Annotated in this window: 19 protein-coding genes and 1 pseudogene; 10 read left to right on the top strand and 10 right to left on the bottom strand. The window is 63.6% G+C overall.

Features of this window, described 5'->3' with window-relative positions; translation table 11 throughout:
* Positions 1–467: 467 nt before the first annotated feature.
* On the top strand, positions 468–641 hold the full coding sequence (locus AC5V87_RS28630) for a hypothetical protein (protein WP_456837083.1): 174 nt from the start codon (positions 468–470) through the stop codon (positions 639–641).
* A 130-nt stretch (positions 642–771) separates the two neighbouring features.
* On the opposite strand, the gene AC5V87_RS28625 is transcribed toward AC5V87_RS28630, so the two are convergent.
* The 4 genes from AC5V87_RS28625 to AC5V87_RS28610 all read right to left on the bottom strand — a co-directional run bounded on the left by AC5V87_RS28625 (position 772) and on the right by AC5V87_RS28610 (position 2,479).
* The gene (locus tag AC5V87_RS28625) at positions 772–906 is read right to left on the bottom strand and encodes a hypothetical protein (protein ID WP_456837084.1); all 135 of its coding nucleotides are present in this window, start codon (positions 904–906) and stop codon (positions 772–774) included.
* A 69-nt stretch (positions 907–975) separates the two neighbouring features.
* Positions 976–1,191 carry a hypothetical protein gene (locus AC5V87_RS28620; protein WP_456837085.1) on the bottom strand — a complete coding sequence of 72 codons (216 nt, stop codon included), beginning with the start codon at positions 1,189–1,191 and terminating at the stop codon, positions 976–978.
* 115 nt (positions 1,192–1,306) lie between these two features.
* On the bottom strand, positions 1,307–2,029 hold the full coding sequence (locus AC5V87_RS28615; protein ID WP_495371962.1) for an SOS response-associated peptidase: 723 nt from the start codon (positions 2,027–2,029) through the stop codon (positions 1,307–1,309).
* Positions 2,030–2,479, bottom strand: a complete 450-nt coding sequence (locus AC5V87_RS28610) for a hypothetical protein (protein WP_495368474.1) — start codon at positions 2,477–2,479, stop codon at positions 2,030–2,032.
* A 159-nt stretch (positions 2,480–2,638) separates the two neighbouring features.
* On the opposite strand from AC5V87_RS28610, the pseudogene AC5V87_RS28605 reads away from it, so the two are divergent.
* The 3 genes and pseudogenes from AC5V87_RS28605 (at position 2,639) to AC5V87_RS28595 (ending at position 4,554) form a co-directional block, all read left to right on the top strand.
* A pseudogene (locus tag AC5V87_RS28605) lies at positions 2,639–3,334 on the top strand (Crp/Fnr family transcriptional regulator).
* A 92-nt stretch (positions 3,335–3,426) separates the two neighbouring features.
* A complete protein-coding gene (locus AC5V87_RS28600; protein ID WP_495368473.1) occupies positions 3,427–3,630 on the top strand; it encodes a hypothetical protein in 204 nt (67 codons plus the stop codon).
* Positions 3,631–3,825: 195 nt separating this feature from the next.
* A complete protein-coding gene (locus AC5V87_RS28595; RefSeq protein ID WP_495368472.1) occupies positions 3,826–4,554 on the top strand; it encodes a Crp/Fnr family transcriptional regulator in 729 nt (242 codons plus the stop codon).
* Positions 4,555–4,564: 10 nt separating this feature from the next.
* On the opposite strand, the gene AC5V87_RS28590 is transcribed toward AC5V87_RS28595, so the two are convergent.
* Positions 4,565–5,341: a cyclase family protein gene (locus AC5V87_RS28590; protein ID WP_495368471.1), complete on the bottom strand. Its 777-nt coding sequence runs from the start codon at positions 5,339–5,341 to the stop codon at positions 4,565–4,567.
* Positions 5,342–5,648: 307 nt separating this feature from the next.
* Between AC5V87_RS28590 and AC5V87_RS28585 the strand changes: the two genes are divergently transcribed.
* The 4 genes from AC5V87_RS28585 to AC5V87_RS28570 all read left to right on the top strand — a co-directional run bounded on the left by AC5V87_RS28585 (position 5,649) and on the right by AC5V87_RS28570 (position 9,415).
* Positions 5,649–6,620 (top strand): TRAP transporter substrate-binding protein, encoded by a 972-nt coding sequence (locus tag AC5V87_RS28585; protein ID WP_456837090.1) that lies wholly within the window; start codon positions 5,649–5,651, stop codon positions 6,618–6,620.
* 78 nt (positions 6,621–6,698) lie between these two features.
* Positions 6,699–7,247 (top strand): TRAP transporter small permease, encoded by a 549-nt coding sequence (locus AC5V87_RS28580; RefSeq protein ID WP_027562513.1) that lies wholly within the window; start codon positions 6,699–6,701, stop codon positions 7,245–7,247.
* Positions 7,238–8,530: a TRAP transporter large permease gene (locus tag AC5V87_RS28575; RefSeq protein ID WP_456837091.1), complete on the top strand. Its 1,293-nt coding sequence runs from the start codon at positions 7,238–7,240 to the stop codon at positions 8,528–8,530. Before AC5V87_RS28580 ends, AC5V87_RS28575 begins: the two co-directional genes overlap by 10 nt.
* A gap of 78 nt (positions 8,531–8,608) precedes the next feature.
* A complete protein-coding gene (locus AC5V87_RS28570) occupies positions 8,609–9,415 on the top strand; it encodes an SDR family NAD(P)-dependent oxidoreductase (protein WP_456837092.1) in 807 nt (268 codons plus the stop codon).
* A gap of 220 nt (positions 9,416–9,635) precedes the next feature.
* Here AC5V87_RS28570 and AC5V87_RS28565 read toward each other — a convergent pair whose 3' ends face one another.
* Genes AC5V87_RS28565 through AC5V87_RS28550 form a run of 4 tightly spaced genes read right to left on the bottom strand, consistent with a single transcriptional unit; the run spans position 9,636 to position 13,894 of the window.
* Positions 9,636–10,334 carry a molybdate ABC transporter substrate-binding protein gene (locus AC5V87_RS28565; protein ID WP_495368470.1) on the bottom strand — a complete coding sequence of 233 codons (699 nt, stop codon included), beginning with the start codon at positions 10,332–10,334 and terminating at the stop codon, positions 9,636–9,638.
* Positions 10,331–12,457 (bottom strand): xanthine dehydrogenase family protein molybdopterin-binding subunit, encoded by a 2,127-nt coding sequence (locus AC5V87_RS28560; RefSeq protein WP_495368469.1) that lies wholly within the window; start codon positions 12,455–12,457, stop codon positions 10,331–10,333. The genes AC5V87_RS28565 and AC5V87_RS28560 overlap by 4 nt, the downstream gene beginning before the upstream one ends.
* On the bottom strand, positions 12,454–12,924 hold the full coding sequence (locus AC5V87_RS28555) for a (2Fe-2S)-binding protein (RefSeq protein WP_456837095.1): 471 nt from the start codon (positions 12,922–12,924) through the stop codon (positions 12,454–12,456). The genes AC5V87_RS28560 and AC5V87_RS28555 overlap by 4 nt, the downstream gene beginning before the upstream one ends.
* 13 nt (positions 12,925–12,937) lie before the next feature.
* Positions 12,938–13,894, bottom strand: coding sequence for a tripartite tricarboxylate transporter substrate binding protein (locus AC5V87_RS28550; protein ID WP_456843272.1), 957 nt, complete (start codon positions 13,892–13,894; stop codon positions 12,938–12,940).
* A gap of 252 nt (positions 13,895–14,146) precedes the next feature.
* On the opposite strand from AC5V87_RS28550, the gene AC5V87_RS28545 reads away from it, so the two are divergent.
* Both AC5V87_RS28545 and AC5V87_RS28540 read left to right on the top strand, forming a co-directional pair.
* On the top strand, positions 14,147–16,237 hold the full coding sequence (locus tag AC5V87_RS28545; protein WP_495368468.1) for a molybdopterin oxidoreductase family protein: 2,091 nt from the start codon (positions 14,147–14,149) through the stop codon (positions 16,235–16,237).
* A gap of 127 nt (positions 16,238–16,364) precedes the next feature.
* Entirely contained in the window at positions 16,365–17,147 is a 783-nt protein-coding gene (locus tag AC5V87_RS28540) for an enoyl-CoA hydratase/isomerase family protein (protein ID WP_456837097.1), read from the top strand.
* A 46-nt stretch (positions 17,148–17,193) separates the two neighbouring features.
* Here AC5V87_RS28540 and AC5V87_RS28535 read toward each other — a convergent pair whose 3' ends face one another.
* A complete protein-coding gene (locus tag AC5V87_RS28535; protein WP_495368467.1) occupies positions 17,194–18,432 on the bottom strand; it encodes a hypothetical protein in 1,239 nt (412 codons plus the stop codon).
* Positions 18,433–18,971: the final 539 nt, after the last annotated feature.

The raw sequence follows: 18,971 nt of genomic DNA, 5'->3' as shown, positions 1-18,971 counted from the left end.
CCGCAGAATCTACGCGATGAGTTCCGGTCGTGTGCGTGGCGCGGGGAGGCCGACGTCTGGAAGTCGCAAGTCGTCCCCAACAGCGTTCGCCGGGCAACTCTGCCGCGGACTCGCAAAATCTGCGCCGGTTGAAAGGGCCTGCCTGCGGCGACCCTATAACCGGAACCCGGCAGGCGGAACCGTAACTTTTTCCTGGCTTCATGTGTTCACGACGGCGGCGCAGGACACGCGAGGCCTTGCCCATGCCCCTCATGCCGATGCAGATGTGCTTCTCACGGTCGCGATCATGACGTTGGCCTTCCTGGGGGAAGTCGCGGTTTTCGCTCTCCTCGGCATCTTCTGAAGAAGCCTATATCTCGGCACCGGCCCGACGCGCGCGCGGCGTTCGCCGTCGGCCCGGCCGGCCCCGGATTCCTACGGTCGCATCGATGCGTGATCGTTTACCGTCCGCGATTATATTTCGCCCCATGGACGTCGAGTACGACCCCGAGCGCGAGGCGTTTGCGGCAATGAAGCTCGCCGCCGAAGCCGGCGGAGCCGAACGGCAGAGATGGATCAACGCCGCACTGGCGTGGATCGAACTCACTCGCCTGCGGGTGCCGCTTGGTCGCGAGCCCATCGAGAGAGAAGAGGCCGTCTAGTCGACCCGGAGAGGCACTCGGGGCAGGTGTCTCCGATCGAGTCCAGCGCCTGCGCGATCGCCAGAAACGATCGAACAACGCCTGAAGGGAAGCCTCTTGGATTGGATGAAGGAATCCGCTCACCGTGGCCCTAGTGCAACTTGCCGCCGAGCTTCTTGATGATCTCACGCAGCTCGGCGGCGTACTGCTCGATTACCCGGCGCGCCTCGGTCAAGCGCGAGGGTCTGACATCCCTGTTATCGGTCTGTTGGTCGGAGTCGGGCATGCCTTACGGTCTGCCGTGCAATTTCGTTGCACTTGACGCAGATCATTTCGCAACGCCAACCGAGTAGACCTAGATCCCGAATTCTCTGCGGATCGTATCTCTGTGGTCGACATGAGAAGCCCGAAGCAGCCGAAACGTGGCGAGCAGGTCCAGGGCCAAGCCGGTCGGGCGGCCGGAACGTTCCAGCCCATCAATGATCTCGATCTGACGGGCGATATGCTTATCGCTGAGCGCAACGTGGCGCTCAGCTTGAGCAAGGTGTTCTCGGATCAGCCGCAGGTCCATGCATGGGACCATACGGCCAACGGATGTCGATCACTAGGTATTTGGTGAGGACTGAATTCCTTGAGTCCAGTAAGGCACGCGCGCCGAATTTTGTGAGAAAGGACTCGCTTCTTTCCTAGGAGGACGGCGCGGGATCTTCCTTCACGCCGCGGGCGACGATCCGCAGCGCCCCGTCTGGAAGCGGCCGCTGCAGCCTCAGCGCCTCGTCGGCCGGCGCGGTCATCCAGGTCTCGACCTCTTCGGGCGTCGTCAGGATCACGGGCATCGCCTTCGGATGGATGGCGAAGATTTCGGCGTTCGCCTCCGTCGTCAGGAACGCATAGAGGTCGTTGGTGGTCTCGCCTTCCTTGACCTTCCTTACCGAGGTCCAGTTGGCCCAGATGCCGGCAAAGCAGGCGAGGGGACGGCTCTCGTCGAGAGCGAACCAGATGTCGCCGCCTTCGGCCTTGTTGAACTCGCTGAACGAGTTGAACGGCACGACGCAGCGGTTCTCAAGTCCCAACCAGCGCGTCCAGTGCTTGCTCTTCACGTTGCGGATGTTTGTCGTGCCGCCGTCTGGCTCCATCCGGAGCAGCTGCTTGAAATCGACGGTCTTGCCCTTGGCCTGCAGCTTCTCGGCGCGTTTTTTGGTTGCCTGCAGGAGAGCTTGCTGGGACGACGGCATGCCCCAGCGTGCGGTCGCGAGCTCCCGGCCATCGGCGCCATTGCGTACGATAGGCGCCTTGTAGTCGGGAAAGACCCCGGGGATCGGCGCCAAGTTGCCGACGTAGCGGTTGACGACACGGAACAGCGCGCTGATCGCGGCCTGATTGGTGGTGATCGAGTAGAGGTTACAGATTCAGGCTTCCGAATCCGGATGGCGGGCTCGCTGCGACAGCTGTAGCAGCGTCGCCGGCGGTCGGCGACCTGCCTTGGCGCACTTGCTGCAGCGGAGGCGGCTCGCCAGGTCGTGGACGAACGTGGTCGGCGGGTGGCGCAACGACGTCAAATGGACGTCCCGGCGGGCCTTGCACCGCGAGCACTCGATCTCAAGCCAGGCGTATGCGCCGTCGATGGCCTGGTCGACGGTTGGCGACGGGTCGATCGGGCCGCCATCGGTCCACATGCGCTCGTTCCATGACTCGCAGAGCAGCTTGTCGGCCTGGCGAAGGAGCGCCTCGCCCTTGGCGCGGGCATCGGCCGACTGGGCGGCGAGAATCGTAGTCATGGCGCGGGCGCGGCCGAGCTCCTTGGCGAGCGCCTTGCGGTCTCCGCCGGACAGTGGCGTCGGATGATGCTTTGGCGCCACCGTTGGCGCCTATCTGTAGTCTGGCCTGTCGATCGGCGCGGCTTTTGACCCCCGACCGGCGCCCAACATTGACCCCACCTGATATGCAGTAAACGCCTGGATCCATTTCGAATTGGAGCAGTGAGCCAGGGGCAATGTTGGAAGCTGAAAGGGGTCAATATTCGGAGCCGCGACACACCGAACGGGCATTTCTGCAGCGACTGTGCCGTACGTGAGCGGCGGTGTGCTCGTCGCTGGATACGGCTGAGCTCCGGGAATTCGAGCATCTCGGCCGCCGCGTCCACTTCGCCGCGGGCGCGACCGTGTTTTCCAAGGAGGACATCGCGAGTTCTACAACGTCCTCGAAGGCGTCATGCGGCTCTACAAGCTGCTGCCGGACGGCCGGCGGCAGATCGTGGGCTTTCCCTTGCCTGGCGATTTCCTGGGGATGAACATCTCCGGCCGCCACAATTTTTCAGCCGATGTCGGTGCGGTGACCGTGTGCCAGTTCGCGAAGACGCCCTTCGGCCGTTTCATCGAGGACCGGCCGTACCTGCTCAGGCGGATCAACGAGCTGGCGATTCGCGAGCTGAGCCAGGCCCGCGACCACATGGTCCTGCTCGGCCGCCGCTCTGCGGACGAGAAGGTCGCGACATTTCTGCTCGGCTGGCGCGAGCGGCTGTTCGCGCTCAAGGGGACATCCGGCACGATTCCCTTTTCGATGCGCCGCCAGGAAATCGCAGACTATCTCGGCCTGACCATCGAAACCGTCAGCCGCACTTTCACCAGGCTGCAGCGCCACGGCGCGATCGAGATCATTCAGGGGGGATCGGCCTGCGCGACCCGGCGCGCGTCCAGGCTCTGGCCGCCGCCTGATTTCGCTTTCACGATGCTCTCGGATTTTTGATCCCGATCAATGACGCCGGCCGCCGGTGGCAAATAATGCCTCCGACAATCCCGGGAGAAGCATGATGCCGACTGACGCGCTGCTGATGACCATCGTCGTCATCGCGATCTTCGTCGCGTTCGCCGCAGCTCTGGCCTGGGCGGACCGGCAGACCAGTGCAGGCCGGCTCGGCCGGGAGTCCAAGGCGCCAAAGCTCCTGAGATCGTCGTCACAGCGGATGGACCGACGGCCGATGCTCAACGGCCGGCTCTCGGCTGGCCGATAGCGCCTCAACGCAACAGCGGCTTGCGCGGCTTGCAACTCTGCATCGATCCGAACGCATCGAGCATCCTTCGGATGCGGGCTTCCGGCATTTTTACGGCATTTGCCTCAAACCAAGCGAGTGCTTTCCGGTTGAAAAGCCTGATAACGTTGACTACGCAGGAACCCCAGTGCCTCGCAGTCTTAGGAGCCCCGCGGCGTGCCTCAGGACAAGACCGGCGACCCCCGACAGTCGGCGGGCAACAAATTATCGGTCCTGCGCAAGCACCCGATCTTCGCGGATCTGGAGCCGGACGCGCTCGATCAGCTCTGCCGTTACGCCAAGCACACCACCGTGAAGCGCGGTGCGACCATCGCCGCCAAGGGCGATCCCGGCAACAATCTGTTCGCGGTGATCTCGGGGACAGTGAAGATTTCCTCTTCGTCGCCTGACGGACGGAATGCCATTCTCAATCTGATCGGTCCTGGAGAGATCTTTGGCGAGATCGCCGTTCTCGATGGTGCGCCGCGATCGGCCGACGCGACCGCCAACACCCATTGCGAGCTCTACATCATCGACCGCAGGGACTTCCTACCGTTCGTGAAGAGCCAACCGGCCCTGGCGATGAAATTCATCGAGCTGCTCTGCGCGCGGCTGCGCTGGACCAGCCAGCAGGTCGAGCAGGTGATCCTGCAGAACCTTCCGGGCCGGCTTGCCAGCGCGCTGCTCGGTCTCACCGAAGAGCGCAAGCTCGATTCCGGCAGCGGCACGCTCGCCATCACGCAGCAGGAGATCAGCGAGATGGTCGGGATGACGCGCGAGAGCATCAACAAGCAATTGCGCGCCTGGGCCGGTCGCAACTGGGTCCGCCTCGAGCATGGCGCCATCGTTGTGCTCGACACCGACGCGCTGCGCGAGCTCGCCGAGAGCGGCCTCGACGGCGAGTGACAACCTCGACCTAATTGTCGATAATGGCGACCGCGCGGGTCCAGCCTGCCGAGGCGCGCTCGATCTTCACCGGGAAGCACGAAACCGTGAATCCGGTCGACGGCAATTGATCGAGATTGTGCAGCTTCTCGAGATGGCAGTAACCGATGTGCCGTCCCGCCTTGTGGCCCTCCCAGATCAGGCCGGCATCTTTTGTTTCGGCATATTTCTTCGCGGTGTAGACGAACGGCGCGTCCCAGCTCCAGCCGTCGGTCCCGGTCAGCCGCACCCCGCGCTCGAGCAGGTACATGGTTGCTTCATAGCCCATGCCGCAGCCGGAATTGACGTAGTCGGTCTGGCCAAACTTGGCGCCGGCGCTGGTGTTGACGACGACGATCTCCAGCCGTGACAGCGTGTGGCCGATCCGCTTCAGCTCGGTCTCGACGTCGGCGGCGGTCGCCACGTAGCCGTCAGGCAGGTGCCGGAAGTCCAGCTTCACGCCGGGCTGAAGGCACCATTCCAGCGGCACCTCGTCGATGGTCCACGACCGCTCGCCGCGGTTCATGGTCGGATGGAAGTGCCAGGGGGCGTCGAGATGCGTGCCGTTATGGGTGGACAACGAAACCTGCTCGACGGCCCAGCCCTGTCCGTCAGGCAAATCCTGGGCCTTCAAGCCGTCGAAAAATTGCAGCATGCGGGGCAAGCCCTGCTGGTGATCGATATACTGGATCGTCGGGTGATTGCCGGGCGGGTCGGCCGTCACGTCGTTCCCGAGCGGCACCGAAATATCGATCAGCTTGCGCGGCATTGGCATGTCCCCGAAATGCTCCGTTCTGCTGCGCAGCATCTTGAGCGGGCTCTTGCTGCGGCGTCAAGTAACGAGAGCGGTGCGGACGCTTCGGAGAAACGGTGCCCCCCCGCCGACCGGCCCCCGGGAGCACCGCGACCGATCGATGCAACTCCAGCATTGATCGATGCCGGATTTGGCTTGGACAGAGAATGCCGCCCGCCCTAGGGACGACAATGGCGCTTGACTTCGCACCTGAAGTGGAGCGACCCAAAGCGGCCCGCAACCTGCCCGACAACGACATAATCACCCCAGGAGGAAAGCCCAGATGAAGACACTGACCGGTATCATCGCAGCCGCCGTGCTGGCGATCTCAGCGCCGCTGGCGACCGCACGCGATTTCCGTTCCGCCGACATCCACCCCGCCGACTATCCGACTGTCGAGGCCGTGAAGTTCATGGGCAAGCAGCTCGCGACGGCGAGCGGCGGCAAGCTCGGCGTGAAGGTGTTTCCCAACGGCGCCCTGGGCTCCGAGAAGGACACCATCGAGCAGCTGAAGATCGGCGCGCTCGATATGATGCGGATCAACGCATCGCCGCTCAACAATTTCGTGCCTGAGACCATTGCGCTGTGCCTGCCCTTCGTCTTCCGCGACACGCAGCACATGCGCACCGTGCTCGACGGGCCGATCGGCGACGAGATCCTGGCGGCCATGGAGCCCGCGGGCCTCGTCGGTCTTGCCTATTACGACAGCGGCGCCCGCTCCATCTACACTGTGAAGGCGCCGGTCAAGTCCCTCGCCGACGTGAAGGGCCTGAAGATCCGCGTGCAGCAATCCGACCTCTGGGTCGGCATGATCCAGAGCCTCGGCGCCAACCCCACGCCAATGCCATATGGCGAGGTCTACACCGCGCTCAAGACCGGCCTCGTGGACGCAGCCGAGAACAACTGGCCCTCTTATGAGTCCTCGCGCCATTTCGAGGCAGCCAAGTTCTACAATGTCACCGAGCACTCGCTGGCGCCCGAAGTTCTCGTGATGTCCAAGAAGGTCTGGGATACGCTGAGCAAGGAGGATCAGGCGATGATCCGCAAGGCGGCCAAGGAGTCGGTGCCGGTCATGCGCAAGCTCTGGGACGACCGTGAGCAGGCCTCCCGCAAGACCGTCGAAGCGGCCGGCGTCCAGGTCGTGACGATCGCCAACAAGCAGGAGTTCGTCGACGCGATGAAGCCGGTCTACGACAAGTTCGCCGGCGACGAGAAGCTGAAGGGCCTCGTCAAGCGCATCCAGGACACGAAGTAAGGCCAGGGCATCGGGTCCGGTGCTGCCTGCGAGGTGACACCGCACCCTCGCGAGCAGACGCGCGAAGGAGACGCGGGAATGACAGACCCACACGTCGCAAGCCACGAGCAGGAGGTCGCCGGACGTCCATCGACCGGGCTGCTGTCGCGGATCAATGCTCCCGTCGCTCGCCTGGGCATGTATCTGTCGGTGACCGGGCTGCTCGTCATCGTCACCATCGTGTTCTACCAGGTGTTCGGGCGTTACGTGCTCAATTCCAGCCCGACCTGGACCGAAAACCTCGCGCTGGTCCTGATCCTCTACGTCACGCTGATCGGCGCCGCCGTCGGCGTGCGCGATGCCGGACACATCGGCATGGACAGTCTGCTGGTCATGCTTCCCGATCATCTGCGCGAGAAGATCGAGATCGTGATCCACGTTCTCGTGGCCGTGTTCGGCATTGCGATGGCCTATAACGGCTGGATCCTCGGTGCGTCGGTCGGAACCGTCAAGATTCCCAATCTCGGACTGCCCGAGGTGATCCGTTACGTGCCGCTGATCGCCTCCGGCATCCTGATCGTGTCGTTTTCCATCGAGCACATCATTGCTCTCCTGCGCGGCGAAGAGGTCGTCCCCTCATGGAACTGATCATCCTCGGCGCCAGTTTCTTCGGCTTCCTGATCCTCGGCGTTCCCGTCGCTTTCGCGATCGGCCTTTCGGCGATTTGCACCATCCTCTACGAAGGTCTGCCGGTCGCCGTCATCTTCCAGCAGATGATGTCGGGGATGAACATCTTCTCGTTCCTCGCCATCCCGTTCTTCGTCTTTAGCGGTGAATTGATGCTGCATGGCGGCGTCGCCGATAAGATCGTGAAGCTCGCCAAGAATCTGGTCGGGCATATCCGCGGCGGGCTCGGCATGTCGAACGTGGTCGCCTGCACGCTGTTCGGCGGTGTCTCCGGCTCGCCCGTGGCCGACGTGTCGGCCATGGGCGCGGTGATGATCCCCATGATGAAAAAGGAAGGGTTCGACACCGACTACGCCGTCAACGTCACCACCCATGCCTCGCTGGTCGGCGCCCTGATGCCGACCAGCCACAACATGATCATCTATGCGCTGGCCGCCGGCGGCAAGGTCTCGATCGGCGCGCTGATCGCCGCGGGTCTCCTGCCAGCCCTGGTGCTGATGGTCTGCATGCTGGTCGCTGCCTACGCGGTCGCGGTGAAGCGCGGTTATCCCGCAGGCAAGTTCCCGGGCTGGGCCGAGGTGTTCCGATCGCTCGCCGCCGCGCTGCCCGGCCTTCTGATCGTCGGCATCATCCTGGCGGGCATCCTCTCAGGCGTCTTCACCGCCACGGAATCCGCAGCGGTCGCGGTCACGTACACGATCCTGCTGACGTTCTTGATCTATCGTACCATGACCCTGCAGAACTTCCTGCGGGCGGCGGCCAAGGCGGTGAAGACGACGGGCGTGGTGTTGCTGCTGATCGGCGTCTCCACCATGTTCCAGTACCTGATGGGTCTCTATGAGGTGGCCGACTTCGCCGGCGACCTGATGAGCAAGGTCTCGACGCAGCCCTGGATGATCTTCCTGCTCATCAACGTCATCCTGTTCGTGCTCGGCACCTTCATGGACATGGCGGCGACCATCCTGATCTGCACGCCCATCTTCCTGCCGATAGCGATGAAGGCGGGCATGGATCCGGTGCAGTTCGGCATGCTGATGCTGATCAACTGCGCGCTCGGACTGAATACCCCGCCGGTCGGAACGACCCAGTTTGTCGGCTGCGCCATCGGCGGCATCTCGGTCGGCGCGGTGATGCGCACCATCCTGCCGTTCTACGCCGCGCTGATCGCAGCGCTGATGTTCGTCACCTACGTTCCCGCCTTCTCGCTGTGGCTGCCGCGCCTCTTGATGGGATACAAGGGATAGTAGCCGTGCGTGCGCCGGCACTTGGCCGGCGCATCGCGCTTGCGTAGCTTGCGCCACAGCAACAGGGAGAATGTGTCCGTGACCGACTATCGCAAGCTCTTCGATCTCACCGGCAAGACGGCCGTGGTGCTCGGCGCCGCCTCAGGGATCGGCAAATCGTCGGCCGAGGCGCTGGCCGGATTAGGGGCCCGCGTCATCTGCGCCGATCGTGCGCTTGACGCGGCGGAAGCGGCCGCCGCCGGCATTCGCGACAAGGGCGGCTGGGCGGAAGCTGCCAGCTGCGATGCCGCCAGCGCTGCGGACGTCAACGCGCTCGCAAAAACCGTGATGGAGAAATTCCCGCGGCTCGATATCGCCGTGACGACGCCCGGGCTCAACATCCGCAAGACGATCCTCGACTACACCGAGGACGATCTCGACCGCGTCCTCAACCTCAACGTCAAGGGCACGGTCTGGTTCTTTCAGGCCTTCGGCCGCATCATGGTCGCGCAGAAGGGGGGCAGCATCATCGCCTGCTCCTCGGTCCGCGCGGTGACCATCGAGCCGGGCCTCGGCGTCTACGGCTCCACCAAGGCGGCGATCGGCCTCTTGGTGAAGGGTTTTGCCTCCGAAGTCGGCCATGCCGGCGTGCGCGTCAACGCGATCGCGCCGAGCATCGCCGAGACCGCCCTGACCGGTCCGTTCAAGCAGCGGCCCGACATCTACAATCTCTATGCCGGCCACACCGTATTCAACCGCTGGAGCAGCGCCGACGAGGTCGCGACCGCCGTGGCCTATCTCGCTTCGGATGCCGCAAGCTATGTCAGCGGCAGTACGCTGTTCGTCGATGGCGGCTGGACCGCGGTGGATGGTCCACCGACCGGCCTCACCCAGCTGCACAAATAGAGGGAGCGTCTTAAAGCGGAATGGCTTTGGGTTGAATCGATTGCCGCAGGCTCGGTCACCTCTCCCGTTTGCGGGAGAGGTCGTATCGCGTCGAAAATGCGATACGGGTGAGGGTTTTCTCGTCTTGGGCTGCCGAGAGACCCTCTCCCGACCCCCTCCTGCAGGCGGGAGAGGGAGCCTGCCGCCGCCACCACAGCTATCGAGCCTCATTTCATCCGTTTTAGCCGGTAAAGCCCACGCGCTGGCGTAGCTCCTTGTGATCTGCGCCAGTCAGCAGCGCGACCAGCGCGGCTGCTTCGTTTGGATGCGATGCCCTTGCGGTCACGCTCGCCGTGTACATGGTCACGAGCTCGCAGCCGGGAGGCAGCGAGCCAGATAGCGCGATGCCTTCGGTGGCGATGATCTCGGTGGACTGCGTGCAACCGATCGGCCTTTGCGCGGTGGAGCTTGCAAGCTCCCGCATCGCGGTCGCGCCGTTGGGAAATATCTTGAGGCGCGAAGCGACCTCATAGGCGATGCCGAGCTGATCCAGCACTTTTGCGACGTGCTGTCCCGCCGTGGACGCCTTGATATCAGGGACGTAGATCGCATCCGCGGAACGCAGCAGCTCGCGCAATTCGGCTTCGGTCTTCGCCGCAAGTTTCGGATCGCGGCTGCGGACTGCGAGTGCGGTCTCGACCCGGCCGACATCCGCGATCGAGGAGGGGATGACGAGTTTCTCCTCGGCAAGCTTTGCGAGGAGGGCCTGCGTCAGGATCACGAGATCGGCTGGTGCTCCCGCGCGCAGCTTGTCAGCCATGATACCGACCGCGCCGAACTCACCGTCGATACGGAGGCCGGTCATTGTCTTGAAAGCGTCGGCGAGACCTCGCACCAGGCCTTGCGCCGCGCCGCCGCTCAAAATGGTCAAGGTCGTCACGATGCAAGCTCCATGGCTGCGATGATCCGGTCGCGCGTGATCGGCAGATCGCGCACGCGCACGCCGAGGCAATCGAACACCGCATTCGCGATCGCCGCAGTTACCGGGCCGTGCGCGGCCTCGCCGGCGCCGACCGGCTCGATCTCCGGCCGCTGGATGATCTCGACCTCGACGGGCGGCACCTCGCTGAAGGTCAGGATCGGATAGTCCGTCCATGAGGGCGAGGTGATGCGGGTCCGGTCGAAGCGAACGCGCTCCTTCACCACCCAGCTCGTCGCCTGGATCGCGCCGCCCTCGATCTGGTTGATGAGGCCGTCCGGATTGATAGTCTCGCCGACATCGACCGCGAGCGTTAACCGTTTGACGCGGATGTCGTCGTCGCCTTCGATCTCGGCAATCGCGGCGCAATAGGCGCCTGTGTTCTTGTAGCGGGCAAAGCCGATGCCGTGGCCGACACTTTGCTGCTTCTGCGGCTTCCACTGCGCGCGTCGCGCCGCGGCGCGGATGACGTCCTTCGCCCGCTCATCTCGTAGGTGCCGCAGGCGGAACGCGATCGGGTCCTCTCCCCGCAAGGTCGCGATCTCGTCGAGCAGGGATTCGATGGCGAACACATTGCCTTGTCCGCCCAGCGTCCGCAGCGCCGAGGTGCGAATCGGCATGGTCAAGAGCCGGTGGCTCGTGATCGTCCAGGCCGGAAGGTCGTAGAGCGGAACGGAGTTGCGATCGCCACCGCCGCCATTGGCTGTCGGCGGATTGGTCGAGATCATGCGCGGGTAGGGACTTGCGATCTCGGTGGCAGCGAGCAGCGCAGGCTGCGTCGCGCGCCCCGGCCGCGCGGCGTGGCCGTTGCTCCAGATCGCATGGCGCCAGCCGACGATCTCGTTATCCGCGTCGAGGTCGGCTTCGATCTCGATGGCCATCGCCGCGCCAAACGGCGCGTGGGACATTTCGTCGTGGCGCGACCACTGCACCCGGACCGGACGGCCGCCGCCGGCCTTGGCGAGGAGCACGGCATCGAGCGCGACGTCGTCGGCCGCGTTGTGGCCGTAACAGCCCGCGCCCTCCATGTGCTCGACCACGATGTTGTCGGCGGGCAGCTTGAGCACGATCGCGAGATCGGCGCGCAGCAGATAGACACCCTGGCTGTGGGTCCAGACGTGGATACGATCGCCATCCCATCGCGCCATCGCGCAGGACGGTGCGATCGAGGCATGGGCGATGTAGGGGCGGGTGTATTGCCGCCGAAGCGTGTGCGCAGCTTTCGCTGTCCTCGCCGCCGCTCTGGTGTCGATGACGGTCGTCTCGACCGGCTGGGTCTTCAGGAAGCCCGCGAGATCATCTTCGTCGGGCAGCGCCTCGCCGGCCGACCATGTCGCGCCCGTGCGCAAGGCCGTCAGTGCCGCTTCCGCCGCTGCTTCGCTGTCGGCAACCACGCCTGCAAATCCTCCGTCACGGGCGATGGTGATGAGGCCGGGGACAATGCGTGCGGCCGCTTCGTCGAGCGCGATCAGCTTGGCGCCCGAGACGTCCGGCCGCAGCACGCGTCCGTGCAGCAAGCCGGGCAATGCCCGGTCGTGAATGAAGCGCGGCTGGGCAAACACCTTGTCGGGAACGTCCAGGCGCTGGATGGAATGTCCGGCGACAGCGCGCTTGGTCGCGATCTTCGCTGTCGCACCTGGTGTGGCGTCGTGGTCGAGCGAGACGTCGCCGGCCAGCTCCCAATAGCTGGTCCTGATATTGCCGGGACCCGAGATCGTGCCGTCGTCGACATTGAGCAACGCCGCATCGACACCGAGACGTTCCGATGCAGCAGAAAGGAAGCGCTGGCGAACCTCGGCGCAGGCGTGGCGCAGCGCGCGGCCGGATTGCTGGATCGAGAGGCTGCCCGAAGTGACGCCCTCATTCGGGCTCGTCGCCGTCGAGGTGCGGATCATCTCGATGCGCCAGATCTCGACATCCAGCTCATCTGCCGCGATCTGCGCCAGCGCGGTGACGATGCCCTGGCCGATCTCGACCTTGCCGGGCGAGATCGCCACGCGGCCCTCATCGGTGAACCGCACCCAGGACGACAGCCTTGGATTGGATGCCAGGCTGACCGGCAGCTTTGGGGCAGGGGACGTCATGGCGCGGCCATCTCCGAAGCTGCCCGCAGCACCGCGCGCACCATGCGGTTATGCGATCCGCACCGGCACAGATTGCGATCCAGCGCCGCTCTGACCTCGGCCTCCGTCGGTGACGGATTACGCTTGAGCAGCGCCGCCGCGCTGATCAGGATTCCCGAAACGCAATAGCCGCATTGCATCGCCTGCTCGGAAATGAAGGAACGCTGCAGTGGATGGGGTTGCTCCACTGTCCCGAGGCCTTCCACCGTGACGACGTCCTTGTTCGCGACGGACCCTATCGGCATGTCGCACGAGGTCATCGCGCTGCCGTCGACCATGACGTGACAGGCGCCGCACTCACCGGCTCCACAGCCAAAATGCGCACCGGTGATGCCGAGCCGGCTGCGCAGCACATCGAGCAGCATCTGGTCCGGATCGGCATCCACGGCGATCGCTGCGCCATTGAGTCGGAATTGAACCGTGGGCATGAGCGGTACCGCCTCAGGACTTGTCGAATTTCTTGACAACGTCGGCCCATTTCTCGATGTCGCCGCGCAGGAATTTTTCGAATTCCTGCGGTGTCATTGACATGGGTACGGCGCCCTGCTCGGTCCAGAGCTTTACGATGTCCGGCCGCTTCACCGTTGCGTTGACGGCAGCGTTGAGCTTGTCGACGACAGGCTTTGGCGTGCCGGCCGGCGCCATCAGTCCGAGCCAGATCGTCGCCTCATAGCCGGCGAGGCCGGATTCGACGGCGGTCGGCACGTTCGGCAGCACCGCGGAGCGCTGCTTGCCGGTGGTCGCGAGCGCGCGGACTTGGTTCTCGGCGATGTTCGGCGCCATCGCCGGCACCGCGTCGATCATCATCTGCACCTGCCCCCCGATCACGCCGCTGCGCGCCTCGCCGCTGTTGCGATAGGGGACGTGGACGACGTCGATGCCGGCCATGGCTTTGAACAGCTCGCCGGCCATGTGATAGGGCGTGCCCTGGCCTGAGGAGGCGTAGTTCAGCTTGCCCGGCTGCGCCTTGGCGAGCGCGATGAACTCGGCCAGCGTCTTCACCGGGACCTGTGGGTTCACCACGATGACGAGGTCGGAATAGTTCACCGGCGCGATCGGCGCGAGATCGCGCATCAGCTCGTATTTGCGCTGCGCTTGTGTCAGCAGCGATTCATTCGCGGTCTGGGTGTTTGACATCATCAGCAGCGTGTAGCCGTCGGCGGGCGACTTCGCCGCCTCGACCGTGCCGATGACGCCGCCGGCGCCGGTGCGGTTCTCGATCACGAAGGGCTGGCCGAAGCTCTCCTGGAATACGTTGCCGATCAGCCGCGCCGCGACGTCGGCCGGCCCGCCGGCGCCGAAGGGCACGACGATCCGGACCGCGTGATTGGGATAATCTTGCGCCAATGAGGCGGCTGCGGCGAATGCGCCGAGCAGGCCGGCGGCCAGCGCCAGCATGGATTGTCGGGCCGTCACGCCCACCTCCCTGATACCGTCTTTGTTGGCCGGCACTCTAGCGGCAGGGGAGGCGGGCTGTCGACGCCTCACAAAGCCGATAGTATTAGGGAATATCGGGCGGTTTTCGTTGTCGCCCCTCCCCATTTCGCAGGCGCGATAGGAACCGACAGCGCGCGCGGTTTGAGCAAATCGCATGGGCAATGCCGGCAAATGCGCTCGGCGGGCCGGAATTTTGATGTTACGAACTGGAACATGAACCAGCACGCCAAGATCGAAATCCGCCATTCGACCTGCCCGCATGATTGCCCGTCGGCCTGCGCGCTCGACATCGAGGTGGTCGAAGGCCGCAGCATCGGCCGCGTACGCGGTTCGAAGAAGCAGACCTACACGGCCGGCGTCGTCTGCGCCAAGGTCGCCCGCTATGCCGAACGCATCCATCACCCCGAAAGGCTGATGTATCCGATGCGCCGCACGGGTGCGAAAGGCTCGGGCCAGTTTGCGCGGATCTCCTGGGACGAGGCGCTCGACGAGATCGCGGAGCGCTTCAATCAGGCCGAACGAGAGTTCGGCGCGGAATCGATCTGGCCCTATTACTACGCCGGCACGATGGGCATTGTGATGCGCGACGGCCTCAACCGCCTGACGCATGTGAAAAAATATTCGCGCTTCTATCAGACCATCTGCGCCAATGTCGCACGCATCGGCTATGCGATCGGTACCGGCAAGATCGCTGGCGTCGACCCGCGCGAGATGGCGCTGTCCGATCTCGTCGTGATCTGGGGCACCAATCCCGTCAACACCCAAGTCAACGTGATGACGCACGCCGCGCGTGCCCGCAAGGAGCGCGGCGCCAGAATCGCGGCGGTCGACATCTACGACAACGAGACCATGAAGCAGGCTGACATCAAGATCATCCTGCGGCCCGGGACCGACGGCGCGTTCGCCTGCGGCGTGATGCATGTCCTGTTCCGCGACGGCTATGCTGACCGCACCTACATGGACAAATACACCGATTGCCCCGCCGAGCTCGAGGCGCACCTGAAGACGCGCACGCCGGAATGGGCGTCTGCGATTTGTGGCGTGCCGGTGGCGGAGATCGAGGCCTTTGCCAAGGCGGTCGGCGAGACGAAACGGACTTTCATCCGCCTCGGCTACGGCTTCACGCGTTCGCGCAACGGCGCGACACAGATGCATGCGGCGACCTGCATTCCCGCGGTGACGGGTGCCTGGCAATACGAAGGCGGCGGTGCCTTCTTCAACAATTATGCACTGTGGCACTTCAACGAATCCATCATCGAAGGCCACGACGCGATCGATCAAAGCGTCCGCGCGCTCGACCAGTCCAAGATCGGCCGCATCCTCACCGGCGATGCCGAGGCCTTGCGCGGCAAGGGCCCGGTCAAGGCGATGCTGATCCAGAACACCAACCCGATGACGGTGGCGCCGGAACAGGCGCTGGTCCGTCAGGGCTTTGCGCGCGAGGATCTGTTCGTCGCGGTCCACGAGCAGTTCATGACCGAGACGGCGCAGATGGCCGACATCGTGCTGCCGGCGACCATGTTCATGGAGCATGACGATCTCTATTACGGCGGCGGCCATCAGCACATCTCGGTCGGGCCGAAGCTGATCGACCCGCCCGGCGAATGCCGTTCCAACCATGAGGTGTTGCAGGCGCTGGCATCGCGCCTTGGTGCGAAGCACCGCGGTTTCGAGATGTCGCCGCGCGAATTGATCGATGCGACGCTTAAGCTCAGCAACCACGGCGACATCGCCGGTCTCGAAGCCGACATCTGGCGCGATCTGCAGCCGGATTTCCGCACCTCGCATTTTCTCGACGGCTTCGCTCATCCCGACAAGAAATTCCATTTCAGGGCGGACTGGGCGCATCCGCCGTTCGGCCAGACCATGGGCGATATCGATAACATGCCCGATCTGCCGGACCATTGGGCGGTGATCGAGCAGGCCGACCAGGCTCATCCGTTCCGGCTCGCGACCAGCCCGTCGCGCAGCTTTCTCAACACCACCTTCAACGAGACGCCGTCCTCGCAGGCCCGCGAGGGTAGGGCGAGCGTGATGATCCATCCGCTGGATGCAGCCTCCCTCGACATCGCCGATGGTGATGCGGTGACGCTCGGCAATGCACGCGGCGAGACCACGCTGATCGCAACGCTGTTCGACGGCGTGCAGCGCGGCGTGCTGATCGCGGAGTCCGTTCATCCCAACAAGAACCATATCGGCGGCCGCGGTATCAACATGCTGACCGGTGCCGAGGCCGTCGCGCCGATCGGCGGCGCCGCGTTCCACGACAACAAGGTCTGGATCAGGAAAGCCGCCGCGGCCTGAGCGCGCGGCTCCGTCGCTAGCAATTGTGTCGAGGCGCTAAAGCGACGCCGCGCTGCAGATTGCCCTTGCACCTGCCGCCCGCCCTGCCGCAAATGGCTGCAAAAAGGGACAGCAAGGAAGCGACGCCATGACCGACACCACAGCCGTCATCACCGAGAAGCGCGGGCAGGCGTTCTGGATCACCATCAACCGGCCGGACAAGCGCAACGCGCTGAACGGCGAGGTCATTGCCGGCATCAGCAAGGGTTATCGCGACGCTCATGAGGACAAGGACGTCCGCGTCATCGTGCTGACCGGTGCGGGCGACAAGGCGTTCTGCGCCGGCGCCGACTTGCAGAACTCCGGCGCGGCGTTCGCGATGGATCATTCCAGGCCGAATGTCGACTATGCCGATCTGCTGCGCCTGTCGCAGAACGCGACGAAACCTGCGATCGCGCGCGTCGGTGGCGTCTGCATGGCCGGCGGCATGGGCCTCCTGTGCATGACCGACATGGCGGTTGCGGCCGATCACGTGATCTTCGGCCTGCCGGAGGTGAAGGTCGGCGTGTTTCCGATGCAGGTGCTGAGCCTGTTGCAGGAGATGGCACCGCGACGCCTCGTCAACGAATGGGCGCTCACCGGCGAGCCGTTCGACGCCAAAGCCGCGCAGGCTGCGGGCCTGCTCAACTATGCCGTGCCGGCCGCCGAGCTCGATGCCAAGATCGACTGGCTGATTGGCCGCATCGTCGACAAGTCGCCGACCGCGATCCGCCGCGGCAAATACGCCATGCGCGCCATCGCCGCGATGTCGTTCGACGAGAGCATCGCCTACACCGAAAGCCAGATCGCGCTGCTCGCAATGACCGAGGACGCCAAGGAGGGGCTGAAGGCGTTCGGCGAAAAGCGCAAGCCGGTCTGGACCGGGCGGTAGGCACGATGTCGGAACAAGCTCAGAGAGGCAGCCGGCCAAACGACGTCTATCTCGTTCGGGGCACGAGCTGATCGTCTAAGTAGACTGTTCCAGAGCGCTGCAATCGGCGCTTTTTGGTAGCCGCAATTAGCTGCTTCCGCGTGCGCTTGGCATAAGTTGGCAATTGGTATTTTGAGCGATGACGGCCGGCGGTGCGCAGTTCAGCATCCGTGAGATCGCTGTCCGCGCCTTCCGTGAAGCCGCCATGGCGGAATGATGTGAATGAAAGTTCGTTGCGAAGCCCGGCTACGGCGATGATCTTCTTTACGACAAATCGGAGGTAGCGCAGGTCTTTGCGTTGGGTGATCCACGGGACTGGCACGCTTGATCGTCTATGAGGATGGTCGCGGCGGAAAACCAATCCGGAACTATCCCTTGCTTTGATAGCGTCCAGTTCTGTCATTAGCTCGGGAAAAAGCGCCATGCCACTTTCGTCAAAGAGAGGCCACCATGCTTCCTCCCCATTTTTCGGATGTATAATCCTTACGCTATCTGATCGTTCCTCGGGGCGGTAGTGCGCAAGTTCGAAAATGCCGAAGACATGCTCTTCGCGCTGCAGCCATTCCCAGCTCAACAAAGCGGCTGTAGCGATGGAGTAAAACCCGAGTTTCTTGGCGCTGCGCCTGAACGCGACAAGCTCGTCCCAGGTTGCAGTGGGCGTCTCGCGCTTCGCTTGACCAGGGGCTCGAGACCTTAGCCCCATCCGAGAGAACGGGTTTATTTCGGGTACCTCTTTTTCGTGAGTGCGCTGGCCAACAAACCAAGCGCGCCTGCAAGCCGTCATGGCAGCATTTGCGAAGCGCCGGCGTTCGTATTTGACGGTGTTGCCGTCCGCTTCCTTGCGTTCTACGACCAGCAACTTCGCATAGATGGCATCGACAAATCCTCTGGTAAAGGCTGTGATCCGTTTCGAGCCCGCCCGACTGCCGTCCTTTAGCTCGTGATTAGCAAATAGCGCTAAGCCCTGATCGTAAAGTCGCTGCGTTTTGTGATCGACTTCTCTCCACTTCTGGTGCGTCTTGAAGACCCATACGAGCCAATCGAAAGTGCCAGGTGCAGGCGTAGTAGGAGACAGGTCTGTTAGCCCGCCAGAACGCCAGCTGTCAAAAGCGGGTAACAAGACTTTCTTGACCCGGTCTACAGCCGCGTCACAATCTTCGCCGAGTGCCTCAGGTTCGATGGTACAGCCTTGTCTGCGTGCCCAGGTCGGCGGCTCGAAAAAATAGGCCCAACCGCCATGCTTCAATGCCTTCCGCCGACAGTAACGAGGAAGTCCAGGTGTAGTGTTGGACAAATTCATACGAGCGAGGTCAGGTCTTGTCGGTCTAGCTTATTGGGGTTTGTAACGCTGCACGCTGCCGCGAAGTCATCAATAGCTGCCTTCGACCAAGCTGGCTCGCGGGAGCGACCAGTTCCATGATAATGCGTCGGCGGGGGAGCTTCCCCGCGGACTATCGCGCCCACAAGTTCGACTGTATTGCGGTAATCTAAATAGGCTGCGACCATATCCGCCCGCATGATGGCTGGCCATGCGCCAACTGGCGGGTAACGAGCAGCAAGTGCTGTGCGAGATCCCATTAGGCTCTATCCGCACGGATAGTTCGCCACAGATTTAAGCTTTCACGCTTCTTCGCCGTCCTCTCTCGCTGCCGCGCGCATAAGGATGCCAAATTGTTTGTCTCGGTATCCGCCATTCGGGGCTCCGTCTAGCTCTAGTTGACCAGCTGCTCGAATCCGAACGCTAAAACCAATTGAGAAACAAGCCGGAGCGATAGCTCGTGCGGC

Source organism: Bradyrhizobium sp. SOJA106, assembly GCF_059448745.1.
Note: the sequence above shows the minus strand (reverse complement) of the source record. Positions and strands in the feature narration are given on the sequence as shown.

Excerpts from the sequence above, each read along its gene's own strand:
- AC5V87_RS28630 (WP_456837083.1), top strand. The coding sequence starts at position 468 with ATGGACGTCGAGTACGACCCCGAGCGCGAGGCGTTTGCGGCAATGAAG.
- AC5V87_RS28625 (WP_456837084.1), bottom strand. The coding sequence starts at position 906 with ATGCCCGACTCCGACCAACAGACCGATAACAGGGATGTCAGACCCTCG.
- AC5V87_RS28620 (WP_456837085.1), bottom strand. The coding sequence starts at position 1,191 with ATGGACCTGCGGCTGATCCGAGAACACCTTGCTCAAGCTGAGCGCCAC.
- AC5V87_RS28600 (WP_495368473.1), top strand. The coding sequence starts at position 3,427 with ATGATGCCGACTGACGCGCTGCTGATGACCATCGTCGTCATCGCGATC.
- AC5V87_RS28590 (WP_495368471.1), bottom strand. The coding sequence starts at position 5,341 with ATGCCGCGCAAGCTGATCGATATTTCGGTGCCGCTCGGGAACGACGTG.
- AC5V87_RS28585 (WP_456837090.1), top strand. The coding sequence starts at position 5,649 with ATGAAGACACTGACCGGTATCATCGCAGCCGCCGTGCTGGCGATCTCA.
- AC5V87_RS28580 (WP_027562513.1), top strand. The coding sequence starts at position 6,699 with ATGACAGACCCACACGTCGCAAGCCACGAGCAGGAGGTCGCCGGACGT.
- AC5V87_RS28575 (WP_456837091.1), top strand. The coding sequence starts at position 7,238 with ATGGAACTGATCATCCTCGGCGCCAGTTTCTTCGGCTTCCTGATCCTC.
- AC5V87_RS28560 (WP_495368469.1), bottom strand. The coding sequence starts at position 12,457 with ATGACGTCCCCTGCCCCAAAGCTGCCGGTCAGCCTGGCATCCAATCCA.
- AC5V87_RS28555 (WP_456837095.1), bottom strand. The coding sequence starts at position 12,924 with ATGCCCACGGTTCAATTCCGACTCAATGGCGCAGCGATCGCCGTGGAT.
- AC5V87_RS28550 (WP_456843272.1), bottom strand. The coding sequence starts at position 13,894 with ATGCTGGCGCTGGCCGCCGGCCTGCTCGGCGCATTCGCCGCAGCCGCC.
- AC5V87_RS28545 (WP_495368468.1), top strand. The coding sequence starts at position 14,147 with ATGAACCAGCACGCCAAGATCGAAATCCGCCATTCGACCTGCCCGCAT.
- AC5V87_RS28540 (WP_456837097.1), top strand. The coding sequence starts at position 16,365 with ATGACCGACACCACAGCCGTCATCACCGAGAAGCGCGGGCAGGCGTTC.